This window comes from Pseudomonas sp. P5_B2, assembly GCF_056400445.1.
This window is the reverse complement of sequence record NZ_JBFULH010000018.1, coordinates 1-14,503: the sequence shown is the minus strand read 5'-3', so window position 1 is coordinate 14,503 and position 14,503 is coordinate 1. Positions and strand designations below refer to the sequence as shown.

The 14,503-nt window shown below is 60.0% G+C and carries 15 protein-coding genes; 8 read left to right on the top strand and 7 right to left on the bottom strand.

The features are described from left to right. Positions 1-254: 254 nt before the first annotated feature. From exaC to AC1DRJ_RS03890, 8 genes are all read left to right on the top strand, one after another. Positions 255-1,775 carry an acetaldehyde dehydrogenase ExaC gene (gene exaC, locus AC1DRJ_RS03925; protein ID WP_123435691.1) on the top strand — a complete coding sequence of 507 codons (1,521 nt, stop codon included), beginning with the start codon at positions 255-257 and terminating at the stop codon, positions 1,773-1,775. Between the two features lie 257 nt (positions 1,776-2,032). After that, a complete protein-coding gene (gene pqqA / locus AC1DRJ_RS03920; protein ID WP_003253598.1) occupies positions 2,033-2,104 on the top strand; it encodes a pyrroloquinoline quinone precursor peptide PqqA in 72 nt (23 codons plus the stop codon). 54 nt (positions 2,105-2,158) lie between these two features. Then, positions 2,159-3,073 carry a pyrroloquinoline quinone biosynthesis protein PqqB gene (gene pqqB, locus AC1DRJ_RS03915; protein ID WP_477800925.1) on the top strand — a complete coding sequence of 305 codons (915 nt, stop codon included), beginning with the start codon at positions 2,159-2,161 and terminating at the stop codon, positions 3,071-3,073. Positions 3,074-3,190: 117 nt separating this feature from the next. Beyond that, a complete protein-coding gene (gene pqqC, locus AC1DRJ_RS03910) occupies positions 3,191-3,943 on the top strand; it encodes a pyrroloquinoline-quinone synthase PqqC (protein ID WP_477800924.1) in 753 nt (250 codons plus the stop codon). Next, positions 3,940-4,212, top strand: coding sequence for a pyrroloquinoline quinone biosynthesis peptide chaperone PqqD (gene pqqD, locus AC1DRJ_RS03905; protein WP_477800923.1), 273 nt, complete (start codon positions 3,940-3,942; stop codon positions 4,210-4,212). The genes pqqC and pqqD overlap by 4 nt, the downstream gene beginning before the upstream one ends. Continuing rightward, positions 4,190-5,332 carry a pyrroloquinoline quinone biosynthesis protein PqqE gene (pqqE, locus tag AC1DRJ_RS03900; RefSeq protein ID WP_477800922.1) on the top strand — a complete coding sequence of 381 codons (1,143 nt, stop codon included), beginning with the start codon at positions 4,190-4,192 and terminating at the stop codon, positions 5,330-5,332. Before pqqD ends, pqqE begins: the two co-directional genes overlap by 23 nt. A gap of 124 nt (positions 5,333-5,456) precedes the next feature. Further along, positions 5,457-6,620: an alcohol dehydrogenase-like regulatory protein ErcA gene (gene ercA / locus AC1DRJ_RS03895; RefSeq protein WP_007949305.1), complete on the top strand. Its 1,164-nt coding sequence runs from the start codon at positions 5,457-5,459 to the stop codon at positions 6,618-6,620. Beyond that, positions 6,604-8,331, top strand: coding sequence for a PAS domain-containing hybrid sensor histidine kinase/response regulator (locus AC1DRJ_RS03890; RefSeq protein WP_477800921.1), 1,728 nt, complete (start codon positions 6,604-6,606; stop codon positions 8,329-8,331). The genes ercA and AC1DRJ_RS03890 overlap by 17 nt, the downstream gene beginning before the upstream one ends. Before the next feature lie 8 nt (positions 8,332-8,339). Here AC1DRJ_RS03890 and AC1DRJ_RS03885 read toward each other — a convergent pair whose 3' ends face one another. The 7 genes from AC1DRJ_RS03885 to AC1DRJ_RS03855 all read right to left on the bottom strand — a co-directional run. Further along, complete coding sequence (locus AC1DRJ_RS03885; protein ID WP_477800942.1) at positions 8,340-9,209, bottom strand: aldose 1-epimerase; 870 nt, start codon at positions 9,207-9,209, stop codon at positions 8,340-8,342. A gap of 113 nt (positions 9,210-9,322) precedes the next feature. Then, complete coding sequence (locus AC1DRJ_RS03880; RefSeq protein ID WP_310353108.1) at positions 9,323-10,603, bottom strand: TRAP transporter large permease; 1,281 nt, start codon at positions 10,601-10,603, stop codon at positions 9,323-9,325. Further along, positions 10,604-11,131, bottom strand: a complete 528-nt coding sequence (locus AC1DRJ_RS03875; RefSeq protein WP_477800920.1) for a TRAP transporter small permease — start codon at positions 11,129-11,131, stop codon at positions 10,604-10,606. Positions 11,132-11,213: 82 nt separating this feature from the next. Further along, positions 11,214-12,185 carry a TRAP transporter substrate-binding protein gene (locus AC1DRJ_RS03870; RefSeq protein WP_477800919.1) on the bottom strand — a complete coding sequence of 324 codons (972 nt, stop codon included), beginning with the start codon at positions 12,183-12,185 and terminating at the stop codon, positions 11,214-11,216. Positions 12,186-12,250: 65 nt separating this feature from the next. Further along, a complete protein-coding gene (locus tag AC1DRJ_RS03865; protein ID WP_477800918.1) occupies positions 12,251-13,138 on the bottom strand; it encodes an SMP-30/gluconolactonase/LRE family protein in 888 nt (295 codons plus the stop codon). Positions 13,139-13,190: 52 nt separating this feature from the next. After that, positions 13,191-14,012 carry an NAD-dependent epimerase/dehydratase family protein gene (locus tag AC1DRJ_RS03860; RefSeq protein ID WP_477800917.1) on the bottom strand — a complete coding sequence of 274 codons (822 nt, stop codon included), beginning with the start codon at positions 14,010-14,012 and terminating at the stop codon, positions 13,191-13,193. Between the two features lie 268 nt (positions 14,013-14,280). Further along, a partial coding sequence (locus tag AC1DRJ_RS03855) for an OprD family outer membrane porin (RefSeq protein ID WP_477800916.1) occupies positions 14,281-14,503 on the bottom strand: 223 nt, incomplete at its 5' end.

Genomic DNA, 14,503 nt, shown 5'->3' with positions numbered 1-14,503 from the left:
CTCGCCCCCGTTCGGCTGCGAAGCAGTCGTAATTGCTGACGCCGCGGTGGGCGCCAAGAATGTAAGGGGCCGCTTCGCGACCCAACGGGGGCAAGCCCCCTCGCCACAAGGTTCACCCAACACGTATCGGTAAATCTACGACCAAATAACGAGAGCCCTCCTGCCATCGGCGCATTCGTCCGGCATGCAGGGCTCTCTAGTATCGATTCATCGCCTGTCGCCACGACAGGCATCGACCCAGACAGAGGCCCACCATGATCTACGCACAACCCGGAACCCCAGGCGCCGTTGTTTCCTTCAAACCGCGCTATGGCAACTTCATCGGCGGAGAGTTTGTCGCGCCGGTCAATGGCGAATACTTCACCAACACCTCGCCGGTTAACGGTGAAGTGATTGCCGAATTCCCACGCTCCAGCGCCGCCGACATCGAAAAAGCCCTCGACGCGGCCCACGCCGCTGCGGATGCCTGGGGCAAGACCTCGGCCCAGGACCGCTCGCTGGTGCTGCTGAAAATCGCCGATCGCATCGAGCAAAACCTGGAAATCCTCGCCGTCACCGAAACCTGGGACAACGGCAAGGCCGTGCGCGAAACCCTGAACGCCGACGTGCCGTTGGCCGCCGACCATTTCCGTTACTTCGCCGGCTGTATTCGCGCCCAGGAAGGCGGCGCTGCCGAGATCAACGAACTGACCACTGCCTATCATTTTCATGAGCCTCTGGGTGTGGTCGGGCAAATCATTCCGTGGAACTTCCCGCTGCTGATGGCCGCCTGGAAACTCGCCCCCGCCCTGGCCGCCGGCAACTGCATCGTGCTCAAACCTGCCGAGCAGACACCGCTGTCGATCATGGTTTTCGCCGAGCTGATTGCTGATCTGCTGCCCGCAGGCGTGTTGAACATCGTTCAAGGCTTCGGTCGTGAAGCCGGCGAAGCGTTGGCTACCAGCAAGCGCATCGCCAAGATCGCCTTCACCGGTTCAACCCCGGTGGGCGCGCACATCATGCATTGCGCCGCCGAGAACATCATTCCAAGCACGGTCGAGCTGGGCGGCAAGTCGCCGAACATCTTCTTCGAAGACATCATGAACGCCGAGCCGCAGTTCATCGAGAAAGCCGCCGAAGGCCTGGTGCTCGCATTCTTCAACCAGGGCGAAGTGTGCACCTGCCCATCGCGGGCGCTGGTGCAAGAGTCGATCTACGAACCGTTCATGGCCGAGGTGATGAAGAAGATCGTCAAGATCAAGCGCGGCAACCCGCTGGACACCGAAACCATGGTCGGCGCCCAGGCGTCCGAACAGCAATACGACAAGATCCTCTCGTACCTGAAAATCGCTCAGGAGGAGGGGGCTGAACTGCTCACCGGTGGCGCCGCCGAGCGTCTTGAAGGTGACCTGTCCAGCGGCTATTACATCCAGCCGACGCTGCTCAAGGGCCACAACAAAATGCGCGTGTTCCAGGAAGAAATCTTCGGCCCGGTGGTGGGTGTCACCACCTTCAAGGACGAAGCTGAAGCGCTGGCGATTGCCAACGACAGCGAGTTCGGCCTCGGTGCCGGCCTCTGGACCCGCGACATCAACCGCGCCTACCGCATGGGCCGGGCGATCAAGGCCGGACGCGTCTGGACCAACTGCTACCACCTGTACCCGGCACACGCAGCGTTCGGTGGCTACAAGAAGTCCGGCGTCGGTCGGGAAAACCACAAGATGATGCTTGATCACTAYCAGCAGACCAAAAACCTGCTGGTSAGCTAYGACATCAATCCGYTGGGGTTCTTCTAACCCTTAAAGCACTGCATATCCCCTGTAGGAGCGGGCTTGCTCGCGAAAGCGATCTGTCAGTCAACGAATGTGTTGAATGTGACGCCGTCTTCGCGAGCAAGCCCGCTCCCACATTGGTACTTCGGTGTATTTGAAAGTCCCGTACACCCCCTACCAACGCACCCCGCCATCTCCTTCGAAAGTAGCATTCGGGCGCCCGACGCCCCGTGCATTAATGGCTTTACCGGAATCGCCCGGCACAAGAAGAGGATTGACCCATGTGGACTAAACCCGCGTTTACCGATCTGCGCATTGGCTTCGAAGTGACGATGTATTTCGCCAACCGTTGATTGCTCACCCGGCCAGCTGTTGTGTTGGCCGGGCCTGCCTTTGGAGCCTTATCCATGCACATCCGCGTTCTCGGCTCCGCCGCTGGTGGCGGTTTCCCGCAGTGGAATTGCAACTGCTACCAGTGCGCCGGGATGCGCAATGCCAGCCTGCGGGCGCAACCGCGCACGCAGTCCTCGATTGCCCTGAGCGACAACGGTGTGGATTGGGTGCTGTGCAATGCATCACCGGACATCCGTGCGCAGCTCGCAAGTTTTCCGCTGTTGCAACCGGCTCGCCAGTTGCGTGACAGCGCCATTGCTGGTGTCGTGCTGCTGGACAGCCAGATCGATCACTGCACCGGCCTGCTAAGCCTGCGTGAAGGATGCCCGCATGCCGTCTGGTGCACCGAACGGGTTCACCAGGACCTGAGCAGCGGCTTCCCGCTTTTCAACATGCTGCGCCACTGGAACGGCGGATTGCAGTGGCAACCGATCGGGCTGGATCGCCAGCCGTTCAGCATTCCTGCCTGCCAGCACTTGCGATGGCGTGCCATTCCCTTGGTGAGCAACGCACCGCCGTACTCGCCCAATCGCGGCAATCCGCAACCGGGCGACACCATTGGCTTGTTCGTTGAAGACCGGCGCAGCGGCGCATCACTGTTTTACGCGCCGGGGCTGGGGCAAGTCGATGATGAAGTACTGAGCTGGATGCAGCGTGCCGATTGTCTGCTGCTGGATGGCACCTTGTGGCGTGACGACGAAATGCGCGTCTGCGGAGTCGGCCAGAGTCTGGGCAGTGAAATGGGGCATCTGTCGCAAAGCGGGCCCGGCGGCATGCTTGAGGTGCTGGAAGGCTTTACCCGCCAGCGCAAGGTGCTGATCCACATCAACAACACCAATCCGATCCTCGACGAAGACTCGGCCGAACGTGCCTTGCTGGAGCGACGCGGAATCGAAGTGGCGTTTGACGGCATGAGTATTGAGCTGTAGCGGATGGCCCCATCGCGGGCAAGCCACGCTCCCACAGGCTCACGCGATCAACTGTGGGAGCGTGGCTTGCCCGCGATGAGGCCAGATCCGACACCGCAAATCCATCGGAGAACCGCAATGACCAGCACCGCAATGACCCCCACCGAATTCGAAGCCGCCCTGCGCGCCAAAGGCGCCTACTACCACATCCATCACCCCTTCCACCAAGCCATGTACGCGGGCCTTGCGAGCCGCGAGCAAATTCAGGGCTGGGTCGCCAATCGCTTCTATTACCAAGTGAACATTCCGCTCAAGGATGCCGCCATCCTCGCCAACTGCCCGGACCGCGACGTGCGTCGTGAGTGGCTGCAGCGGATTCTCGACCACGACGGTGTGCCCGGCAGTGAGGGCGGCATCGAAGCCTGGCTGCGTCTGGGCGAAGCGGTGGGGCTGGATCGCGAGCAGATTCTGTCCCAGGAATTGGTGCTGCCCGGCGTGCGCTTCGCCGTGGATGCCTACGTCAATTTCGCCCGTCGCGCCTGCTGGCAGGAAGCGGCGAGCAGTTCGCTGACCGAACTGTTCGCCCCGCAGATCCACCAGTCCCGACTCGACGCCTGGCCCACCCATTACCCATGGATCGACGTGGCCGGCTACGATTATTTTCGCAACCGTTTGAGCCAAGCCCGGCGCGACGTGGAACACGGCTTGCGCATCACGTTGGCGCATTACGTCACGTACCAGGCGCAGCAGCGCATGCTGGAGATCCTGCAATTCAAACTCGACGTGCTGTGGAGCATGCTTGACGCCATGAGCATGGCCTACGAGCTGGAACGTCCGCCGTATCACACCGTCACCACCGACAAAGTCTGGCACCGGGGGATTGCCCTGTGAGCCTGATCCATCGCGAGCTATCACCGTCGTTGCGCCAGGGTTTTCGGTTGCAATGGGAGCCCCGCCAGGACTGTCACGTGCTGCTGTACCCCGAAGGCATGATCAAACTCAACGGCAGCGCCGGGCAGATCCTCGGTCTGGTGAACGGTCAGCGCAGCGTCGCGGCGATCATTGATCAATTGGCCGCGGATTTTCCCGGTGTACCGGGAATCGACGAGGATGTGCTGGCATTTCTGGAGGTGGCCCATGCTCAATTCTGGATTGAATGATGTCTCTATAGGCCCACCGCTGTGGCTGTTGGCAGAGCTGACCTACCGGTGCCCGTTGCAATGCCCGTATTGCTCCAACCCGCTGGATTTTGCCCGGCACGGCGAGGAGCTGAGCACTGAGGAATGGATACGGGTGTTTCGCGAGGCCCGCGAGATGGGCGCAGCGCAGTTGGGTTTTTCCGGCGGCGAACCGCTGGTGCGGCAAGACCTGGCCGAATTGATCAAAGCCGCGCGCGACATGGGTTACTACACCAACCTGATCACCTCGGGCATCGGCCTGACCGAGCAGAAAGTCCGCGATTTCAAGGTGGCCGGGCTGGACCATATCCAGATCAGCTTTCAGGCCGCCGACGAAGCGGTCAACAACATGCTCGCCGGTTCCCGCAAGGCCTTCGCCCAAAAACTGGCCATGGCCCGCGCAGTAAAAGCCCAGGGTTACCCCATGGTGCTGAACTTCGTGACCCATCGGCACAACATCGACCAGATCGCGCAGATCATCGACCTGTGCCTGGAACTGGAAGCGGATTTTGTCGAATTGGCCACGTGTCAGTTCTACGGCTGGGCCGAACTCAATCGCGTCGGCCTGCTGCCGACCCGCGAGCAACTGCAACGCGCCGAGCGCATCACCAACCAATATCGCCAGCGGCTTGAGGCTCAGGGCCATCCGTGCAAACTGATCTTTGTCACCCCGGACTACTACGAAGAACGCCCCAAAACCTGCATGAACGGCTGGGCCAATCTGTTTCTCGACATCACCCCGGACGGTACCGCGTTGCCTTGCCACAGCGCCCGACAGTTGCCGGTGCAGTTTCCCAACGTGCGCGAGCACAGCATCGAGCACATCTGGACGGACTCGTTTGGCTTCAACCGTTTTCGCGGTGATGACTGGATGAAGGAACCGTGCCGCTCGTGCGATGAAAAGCACAAGGACCTGGGTGGCTGTCGTTGCCAGGCGTTCATGCTCACCGGCGACGCCGCCAATGCCGACCCGGTGTGCAGCAAGTCGCCGCACCACGGCGTGATCCTCAAGGCCCGCGAAGAAGCTGAAGCGCCGGGGCAGGGCATGGAACACCTGACGTTGCGCAACGAAAAGGCTTCACAGCTGATCTACCGCGGTTAGCTGCCACAGGTCGCTCCCACAGGGATCTGCGGTGTATTCAGAGTGTTCTTTGGTCTGATTGCATTCACTGTTGGATGGTTTAGTGTGGTTCCTACCTTCCAAAACAATAAAAACAGGCTTTCCAATGAGCCAGAGTCTCAGCCAGCTGCGTAAATTCGTTTCGCCTGAAATCATCTTTGGTGCCGGCTGCCGGCACAACGTCGGCAATTACGCCAAGACCTTCGGCGCCCGCAAAGTCCTGGTGGTCAGTGACCCCGGGGTGATTGCGGCCGGTTGGGTCGCCGATGTCGAGGCCAGCCTGCAAGCCTTGGGTATCGATTACTTTCTGTATAGCGATGTCTCGCCTAACCCGCGGGTCGAAGAAGTCATGCTCGGCGCCGAGCTGTACCGGGAAAACCATTGCGATGTGATCGTCGCCGTCGGTGGTGGCAGCCCGATGGATTGTGGCAAAGGCATCGGCATTGTCGTGGCTCACGGACGCAGCATTCTCGAATTCGAAGGCGTGGACACCATCCGCGTGCCCAGCCCGCCATTGATCCTGATTCCAACCACGGCCGGCACCTCGGCCGATGTGTCGCAATTCGTGATCATTTCCAATCAGCAAGAGCGCATGAAGTTCTCCATCGTCAGCAAAGCGGTGGTGCCGGACGTGTCATTGATCGATCCGGAAACGACCCTGAGCATGGACCCGTTCCTGTCGGCCTGTACCGGCATCGACGCGTTGGTGCATGCCATCGAGGCGTTCGTCTCCACGGGTCATGGGCCATTGACTGATCCCCACGCACTGGAAGCGATGCGGTTGATCAACGGCAACCTGGTGCAAATGATCGCCAACCCGACGGACATCGCCCTGCGCGAGAAGATCATGCTCGGCAGCATGCAGGCCGGTCTCGCCTTTTCCAACGCGATCCTCGGCGCGGTGCACGCCATGTCCCACAGTCTGGGCGGGTTTCTCGATCTGCCCCATGGTTTATGCAACGCGGTGCTGGTGGAACACGTGGTGGCGTTCAATTACAGCTCGGCACCGGATCGCTTCAAAGTGATCGCCGAGACCTTTGGCATCGATTGCCGTGGCCTGAACCACCGGCAGATTTGCGGGCGGCTGGTCGAGCATCTGATCGCCCTCAAACACGCGATCGGCTTCCATGAGACCCTCGGTTTGCATGGGGTCAGTACGGCAGACATTCCGTTCCTGTCGCAACATGCCATGCACGACCCGTGCATCCTGACCAATCCGCGCGAATCCAGTCAGCGTGACGTCGAGGTCGTCTATGGCGAAGCCCTCTGACGATCAGCAACGGGCACTGGCGGGGCTGCTCGGGTTAGGCAGCCATTCGGCGCGCAAGAGTCACTACCCGGAACTGGCCGCGCGGCTCGACGATCTGGAAGCCGAGCGCAATCGCTACAAATGGCTGTTCGAAAACGCGGTGCAGGGGATTTTCCAGGCCAGCCTGCAAGAGGGTATGCGGGCCGCCAACCCGGCGTTAGCGCACATGCTCGGTTATCAGGACCCGCAGGAGGTGCTGTTTTCGCTGGCCGATCTGGCGAGTAACCTGTTTGTCGGCGGGGCTGCCGAGCTGGAAAACATCGGCGAAATCCTCAAGCATCAGCGCAGCCTGCACGGTTATGAAACCCAGTTGCGGCGCAAGGACGGCAGCAGCCTCGATGTGCTGATGAACCTCTTGCTCAAGCCCGATCAGGAAGGCCTGGTGGAGGGGTTTGTCGCTGACATCACCGAACGCAAGCTGGCCCAGCAACGACTGCAACAGCTCAATGATGAACTGGAGCAGCGGGTCACCGCGCGTACCGATGAACTGCTGGAAGCCAACCGCAACCTGCAACAGCAGATCACCCAGCGTAAGCAGATTGCCGAAGCCTTGCGCGATGCTCGTGACGCCGCCGAGGCCGCCAATCGCAGCAAGGACAAGTACCTCGCAGCCGCTAGTCACGACCTGCTGCAACCGCTTAACGCTGCGCGCTTGCTGATCTCGACGCTGCGTGAACGCAAACTGCCTGACGTTGAGCAGGTTCTGGTAGAACGCACTCACCAGGCGCTGGAAGGGGCGGAAGACCTGCTCACTGACTTGCTGGATATTTCCCGGCTCGATCAGGCGGCGGTCAAGCCAGACGTGGCCCTCTATCGCCTCGACGAATTGCTCGGGCCGCTGGTGTCGGAGTTCCAGTCAGTCGCCGAAGCAGCCGGGTTGAACCTGCGTGTGCATGTGGGCGATTACGCCATCAGCACTGACTTGCGCCTGATGACGCGGATCCTGCGTAACTTCCTCAGCAACGCCTGTCGCTACACGGACGAGGGCAGCATCCTGCTGGCGGCAAGACGGCGTGGCGAGGTGCTGCGCCTGGAAGTCTGGGACACCGGGCGCGGCATCGCTGCAGACCGCCTGGATTCGATTTTCCTTGAATTCAATCAACTCGACGTCGGACGCGCCGCCGACCGCAAAGGCGTGGGCCTGGGACTGGCCATCGTTGAGCGCATCGCGAAGATTCTGGGGTATCAGGTTCGGGTTCAATCCTTGCCGGGACGGGGCTCGATGTTCAGCATCGACGTACCGATTTCCCATGAGGTGCCGCTGCCTATCAGTCAGGCCGCGCCTCAGTTGAGCACCGGCAATCCCTTGCCGGGCCGACGTTTGCTGGTGCTGGACAACGAGGTGAGCATTCTCGAGAGCATGAGCGCGCTGCTTGAGCAGTGGGGATGCGAGGTGATCACGGCCACGGATGAACACTGCGCGCTGGCAGCCCTGCGTGGGCAAGCCCCGGAATTGATTCTGGCGGACTATCACCTCGATCACGGTGTGGTGGGCTGCGATGTGGTCAGGCATTTGCGTGAGCATTTCAGCCAGGTCATTCCCGCGGTGATCATCACCGCGGACCGCACTGATCAATGTCGACGCTCATTGCAGAGACTCGGCGCACCGCTGCTGAACAAGCCGGTCAAGCCCGGCAAGTTACGCGCAGTGCTGAGTCAGATGCTCGGGTAGTGGCGTTATCAGAGTTCGCGATACTGCAGGCTGAACCCGAGTTCAGCCGACTGACCTTGTTCCAGCAACCGCAACCCCGGCCGACCGGGCAAGTGATGCGCGTTGACCGGGTGGCTGACCGGTTCGATGCAGAAAAACTCCAGGCCGACCGGGCAGTAGAGCAGGTAGTAATCGCTGCCGGTGGCTTGGCATTCCAGCGCATAACCGAGGTCGGGTTGCTGGATCAGGCAATGGCCGTCCCAGTGGCAGAAGCCGTTATCGACCAGTGAGGCGGGTAGGGCGCCCAATTGGCGAAAGTCCCAGTCCGCCGGCAGTTCAATCAACTCAGTCGGCAATTTTGAGCTATTGCACAACCAGACTTGCTCGGCCTTGGCCTGTAGCTGCGTATTCGCGGTGCGCGGAAAGTAGGGGTGCAAACCAAGCCCGTGCCATGCGGCGCGCTCGGCCAGGTGAGTGACTTGCAGTTCGATGCTCAATCGACCCTTGTTCAACTGGAAGCGTTGCCGGGCGCGATAAGCGAAGGGGGTGCTGCTGTCGAGTTGCAGGACCACTTCGTTGGCGGATTGCGACACCACCTGCCACGGTTGTTGCCAGGCGCTACCGTGGATGGGCAGCGGATCGGTCAGGCTGTTGGGCGTCAGGGCCAGCCAGCCATCGGGGCAATCGAAGCCACCTTCGGCAATGCGGTTGGACCACGGGGCCAGGGGATAGCAACCGAGCTTGCCCGGCAGACYGGTGTTCAGTGCCTGGGAATCATTGTGGCGTAGCAACGGCTGACCGGTGCTGAGAACGGTCCAGTTGACAATACTGCCGCCGATCTCGGGGGCAAGGGTGAGGTGGGTCAGTTCGTCTTCAAGTTCGATCAGTGTTGGTTTCATGTTCACCATCGACAGCAGGAAATGCATGGAATGCCTTCTGTAGGAGCGCGGCTTGCCGGCGAAGCGATATCAAATACGCCATTGCCGGCAAGCCGTGCTCCTACACAAAAGCGTTACAGGACCAAATGCGGCAACCACAGCGACAGCGCGGGAATGTAGGTCACGGCCATCAGCACCAGGAACAGTACGCCGTAGAATGGCAGCAACGCTTTCACGGTTTTTTCGATACTGACCTTGCCCACTGCCGACCCCACAAAAAGTACCGCCCCCACTGGCGGTGTGATCAATCCAATCCCCAGGTTCACCAGCATGATCATGCCGAACTGCACCGGGTCCACGCCAATGCCCAGAATTACCGGCATCAGGATCGGTGTCAGGATCAGAATCAGCGGCGCCATGTCCATCACGGTGCCGAGCAACAGCAGCATGACGTTGATGCACATCAGGATCACGTAACGGTTGTCCGACAGGGTCAGGAACATCGTGGTGATCTTCGACGGGATCTGCATCAGCGTCATGATGTAGCCGAAGCTGGCGGCAAAACCGATCAGAATCATCACGATCGAAATCGTGCGCACCGTGCGGTGCATCAATTTCGGCAGTTCGCGCCACTTGTAGTCGCGGTAGATGAACATGGTGACGAAGAACGACCACAGCACGGCTATCGCCGCCGATTCAGTCGCGGTGAAAATACCCGACAGAATACCGCCGAGGATGATGACCATCGCCATCAGGCCCCACATGGCTTCGCCGCAGATCTTCAACGCTTCGCGCATCGGAATGACTTTACCCTTGGGGTAGTCACGTTTCCTGGCGAAAATCAGGCACAGCACCATCAGGCACGCGCTCATCAGCAAACCCGGCACCACGCCCGCCATGAACAGCGAGGCAATCGACACCGTACCGCCAGCGGCCAGGGAGTAGAGCACCGAGTTGTGGCTCGGCGGGGTCAGCAGGGCCTGCACCGAGCCGCTAACGGTAACCGCCGTGGCGAACTCCCGTGGATAGCCTTCACGCACCATTTCCGGAATCAGTACCGAACCGACCGAGGCGGTGTCCGCCACCGAAGAGCCGGAGATCGCGCCGAAGAAGGTCGAGGCCATGATGTTGACCAGTGACAGGCCGCCACGGACGAATCCGACCAACACCCCGGCGAACGCCACGAGTCGGCGGGACATGCCACCTTCGGCCATGATCGCGCCGGCCAGGACGAAGAATGGAATGGCCAGCAAGGAGAATTTGTTCACGCCCCCGGCGACCTGAATCATCAGTGCCTGGAACGGGATATCGATCCACCAGGCGCCGATCAGGGCGGCAAGCCCCAAGGCGTAGGCGACCGGCATGCCGATCAGAATCAATGCGATGAAGCTGCCCAGCAGTATCAGAGCGTCCATTTATTCGGCACCTTCATTTTCTTCAACCAGGTCGAAACGCACGACCCGACGGTTGCTCTGGTCGCCGAGCAAGAGTTTTTCCAGCACAAAGATCAAGGTCAGCACGCCGCCAATCGGGATCGGCATGTAGGTGATGCCTACGCGCAGGGTCGGAATGGCGCTCATGAACTGGTTCCAGGTCGACAGGCAAAGCTTGGTGCCCCAGATGGCCATGAACAGGCAAATGGTGGCCATCAACAGCTGGGAAAACACGCTCATGTATTTGCTCATTTCGGGCGACATGCGATCGGTGATCATCGCCACCGCCATGTGCGCGCCGGCGCGATAACTGGCCGCGGCACCGATGAAGGTGAAGACCATCATCAACAGAATCGCAGTGGGCTCCGGCCAACTGGAGCCGGTGCCAAGGACGTAACGGGCAAATACGCCCCAGGGAATCATCAGGGAAATGGCCAGCACCGACAGCCCTGCGACCCAGATGCAGGTCATGTAAATCCTGTCGTTGATGCGCAACAGCAGATTTTTCATCGAGTTTTACCGTAACCGGGCGCGCACCGACCGACATCAATGTCAGTCAGTGGCGCCGAGCCTTTCTTGAATGCAGGGAGGATTACTGAACGGCTTCGATACGCTTGATCAGGTCGGCATAAGGGGCGCCGTATTTTTCGCGGATCGAGGCAGTTGCCTCATAGAAAGGTTTTCTGTCGACGGTGATGAACTCTACGCCAGCGGCCTTGAGTTTTTCTTCACTGCTGGCCGATTTGGCGTCCCACAGGGTGCGCTCTTGTGCTTGGGCGGCTTTGGCAGTTTTCTTCACCAGTACCTGCTGCTCGGGGGTGAGCTTGTTCCAGGTGATTTTCGACATCACGATGGGCTCCGGCAGGATCAGGTGCCCGGTCAGGCTGTAGAACTTGGCGTTCTGGAAGTGGTTGTGTTCCAGCAGGGTCGGCGGGTTGTTTTCCGCGCCGTCAATCACGCCAGTCTGCAAGGCACTGAAGATTTCGCCGGTGTCCATCGCGATGCCGTTACCGCCCATGGCATTGATGGTCTCGATGAACATCGGGTTGCCTTGCACGCGGATTTTCATGCCTTTGAGATCGGCGAGGCTGCGCACCGGTTTTTTGCTGTAGATGTTACGCGTACCACCATCCATCCAGGCCAGGGCGACCAGGTTGAATTCGGAGTTGGTGATTTTGTCGAGGATCGCGTCGCCGACGTCACCGTCGATGACTTTGCGCATGTGTGCCTGGTCACGGAACACAAACGGCATGTTGAACACGTTCACGTCAGGTACCACCGGACCGACGATCCCCAGGCTGACCCGGGCCATCTGAATGGCGCCGACCTGTGCCTGTTCGATCACTTCCTTTTCCGAGCCCAGCACACCGCCGGCGAACATCTTGAAGGTCAGTTTGCCGTCGCTTTCGGCCACCAGGGTTTTGCCCAACTGCTCCTCGGCCACGACTGTCGGGTAACCCGCAGGGTGGATGTCGGCGAATTTGATTTCCAGCGCGTGAGCGGCGCTGCTGAGGGAGAAGGCGAGCGGGAGTGCAGCGGCGAGCAAGGTGCGTTTGAAGTCCATGGGGTGTCTCCAGTTTTATTGTTGTTTTTTTTCAAGGCGCAGCGATGCAGCACAAGCGGTTGCGGTCAGACGTGGAAAAGAGGCTCCGGTAACCCTTTGACGCCGGGGTTGAGCGCGAACACGCCACCGGCCAGGGATTGCTCGTCATGGTCGTCACCGGGGCGGATTGAGGTCACGAACAGCGTGTCCAGTCGACTGCCGCCGAAGGCGCACATGGTGGGTTTTTTCACCGGTACGGTGAGGGAACGGTCCAGCCGACCGTCGGGGGTGAAGCGGTGGATCAGCCCGGCATCATTTGCGCAGATCCAGTAGCAACCGTCGGCATCCACAGCGGCACCGTCAGGGCGACCGCAGAACTGATTCATGTCGACGAACAGTCGCCGATTCGACGGCGTGCCGCTGTCGACGTCGTAGTCAAAGGCCCAGATCTGCTGGACCAGAGGATGAGAGTCGGACAGGTACATCGTGCGGCCATCCGGGCTGAAACCCAGGCCGTTCGGGACGATAAACCCACCCAGTTGTGCTTCGACTGGCCCGTGTTGACCGGCGCTGTAGCGGTAAAGGGCGCCGTCGGTGACGTTGGCACCCATGTTCAACACCATGCTGCTCGCCCAGAAACGCCCCTGACGGTCACAACGGCCATCGTTAAGGCGCATGTCGGCTCGGGCGTGATCGACGTTCGCCAGCAATTGACTGTCGAGGCTRCCGTCGTTGTGCGGATGCAAATGGAAAAAACCGCTTTCCATCCCGGCCACCCAACTGCCGTCCGCCTGACKGGCGATACATGCCAGCATTTGCGGAGTTTTCCAGGCATGGACATGACCGGTTGCGGCGCTCCAGCGTTGCAGGCCCCCGGCGGGAATATCCACCCAGTACAGGGCGTTTTCCTCGGGGACCCACACCGGACATTCACCGACAGCATTACGGGCATCGACAATCAATTCAGCTGACATGGCAACTCATTCCCTTGGTTTTTGTTGTGGGGATCAAGCGGGAAGCCGTGCTTCAATCGCCAAACGGACCGGCCGCGCAAAAGGCGCCGCCCTGGTAGACCCGTGCGGGATCATCGGCGGCAGGCATCGGTTGGGCTTCGACTTTTTCACGGAACACTTCAGAAGTGTCCTGCGGTGCGTAACCCAAGGCAGTGGCGTAACGGTTGTCCCACCAGATGTCCTTGTTGTCGGACATGCCGTACACCACGGTGTGGCCGACGTTCGGGGTGTACAACGCGCGTTCGAGCAGTTGGGTCAGGTCGCCAAAGCTCAACCAGGTGCTCATCATCCGGCGGTTTTGCGGTTCCGGGAACGAGGAGCCGATGCGCACGCTGACGGTTTCGATGCCATAGCGATTGAAGTAGAACGTGGCCATGTCTTCGCCGTAGGACTTGGACAAACCGTAATAGCTGTCTGGCTGGTGAGGAGAGTGGGCGTCGATGACTTGGTCTTGCTTGTAGAAACCGATGACGTGGTTGGAGCTGGCGAAGATCACCCGCTTCACACCGTGGCGGCGTGCGGCTTCATAGACGTGGAATACGCCGCAGATGTTGGCACCGAGAATCTCTTCGAACGAGCGCTCAACCGACACACCGCCGAAGTGCAGGATCGCGTCCACGCCTTCGACCAATTCATGCACGGCTTGCTTGTCTGCCAGATCGCACGGCACGACTTCTTCGCGATCATCGATAGCCGGGGCCATGGCGGCGATGTCCGACAGGCGAATGACGTTGGCGTAAGGGCGCAGGCTTTCGCGCAGGACTTTACCCAGGCCACCGGCGGCACCGGTCAGCAGCAGGCGATTAAAAGGGAGGCGGGTGGTTGTAGTAGTCATGGGAATCCTGGACAAGCAGTTGTTGTTATAAATTCGTTGTAAGTTGTCGTACGACATCTTGAAATATTGTAAGGCAATCCGGGTCTTGTCAACGCGACTTTGGTCGAAATGGACGGAGGGTCATTCCCTGTTGCGGTAACACCAATCCTCCAGACTGGAATGCAATCCTTGTGGGAGTGAGCCTGCTCGCGATAGCGGTCTTCCAGTCAGTAATTTTGCTGGCTGATCCGTCGCTTTCGCGAGCAGGCTCRCTCCTACAGAGGTCGGGTTACAGCAACGAAATCGGATAGTTGATGATGATCCGGTTTTCATCGAATTCGTTGTTGCTGAAGCTCTTGCGGATGCTCGCGTTGCGCCATTTGACGTTGAGGCTCTTCAACGGCCCGCTTTGCAGGGTGTAGGCCACTTCCGATTCGCGGCCCCATTCCGTTCCGTCGGTGACGGCGTTGGCGCCGGTGCCGGTGTGGATGTTGTCGCCGCTGATGTAGCGG

Bases quoted from the DNA above. Each gene is read 5' to 3' on its own strand.
- pqqE (WP_477800922.1), top strand. From the start codon at position 4,190: ATGCTCAATTCTGGATTGAATGATGTCTCTATAGGCCCACCGCTGTGG.
- AC1DRJ_RS03880 (WP_310353108.1), bottom strand. From the start codon at position 10,603: ATGGACGCTCTGATACTGCTGGGCAGCTTCATCGCATTGATTCTGATC.
- ercA (WP_007949305.1), top strand. From the start codon at position 5,457: ATGAGCCAGAGTCTCAGCCAGCTGCGTAAATTCGTTTCGCCTGAAATC.
- AC1DRJ_RS03875 (WP_477800920.1), bottom strand. From the start codon at position 11,131: ATGAAAAATCTGCTGTTGCGCATCAACGACAGGATTTACATGACCTGC.
- AC1DRJ_RS03860 (WP_477800917.1), bottom strand. From the start codon at position 14,012: ATGACTACTACAACCACCCGCCTCCCTTTTAATCGCCTGCTGCTGACC.
- AC1DRJ_RS03870 (WP_477800919.1), bottom strand. From the start codon at position 12,185: ATGGACTTCAAACGCACCTTGCTCGCCGCTGCACTCCCGCTCGCCTTC.
- pqqB (WP_477800925.1), top strand. From the start codon at position 2,159: ATGCACATCCGCGTTCTCGGCTCCGCCGCTGGTGGCGGTTTCCCGCAG.
- pqqC (WP_477800924.1), top strand. From the start codon at position 3,191: ATGACCAGCACCGCAATGACCCCCACCGAATTCGAAGCCGCCCTGCGC.
- AC1DRJ_RS03890 (WP_477800921.1), top strand. From the start codon at position 6,604: ATGGCGAAGCCCTCTGACGATCAGCAACGGGCACTGGCGGGGCTGCTC.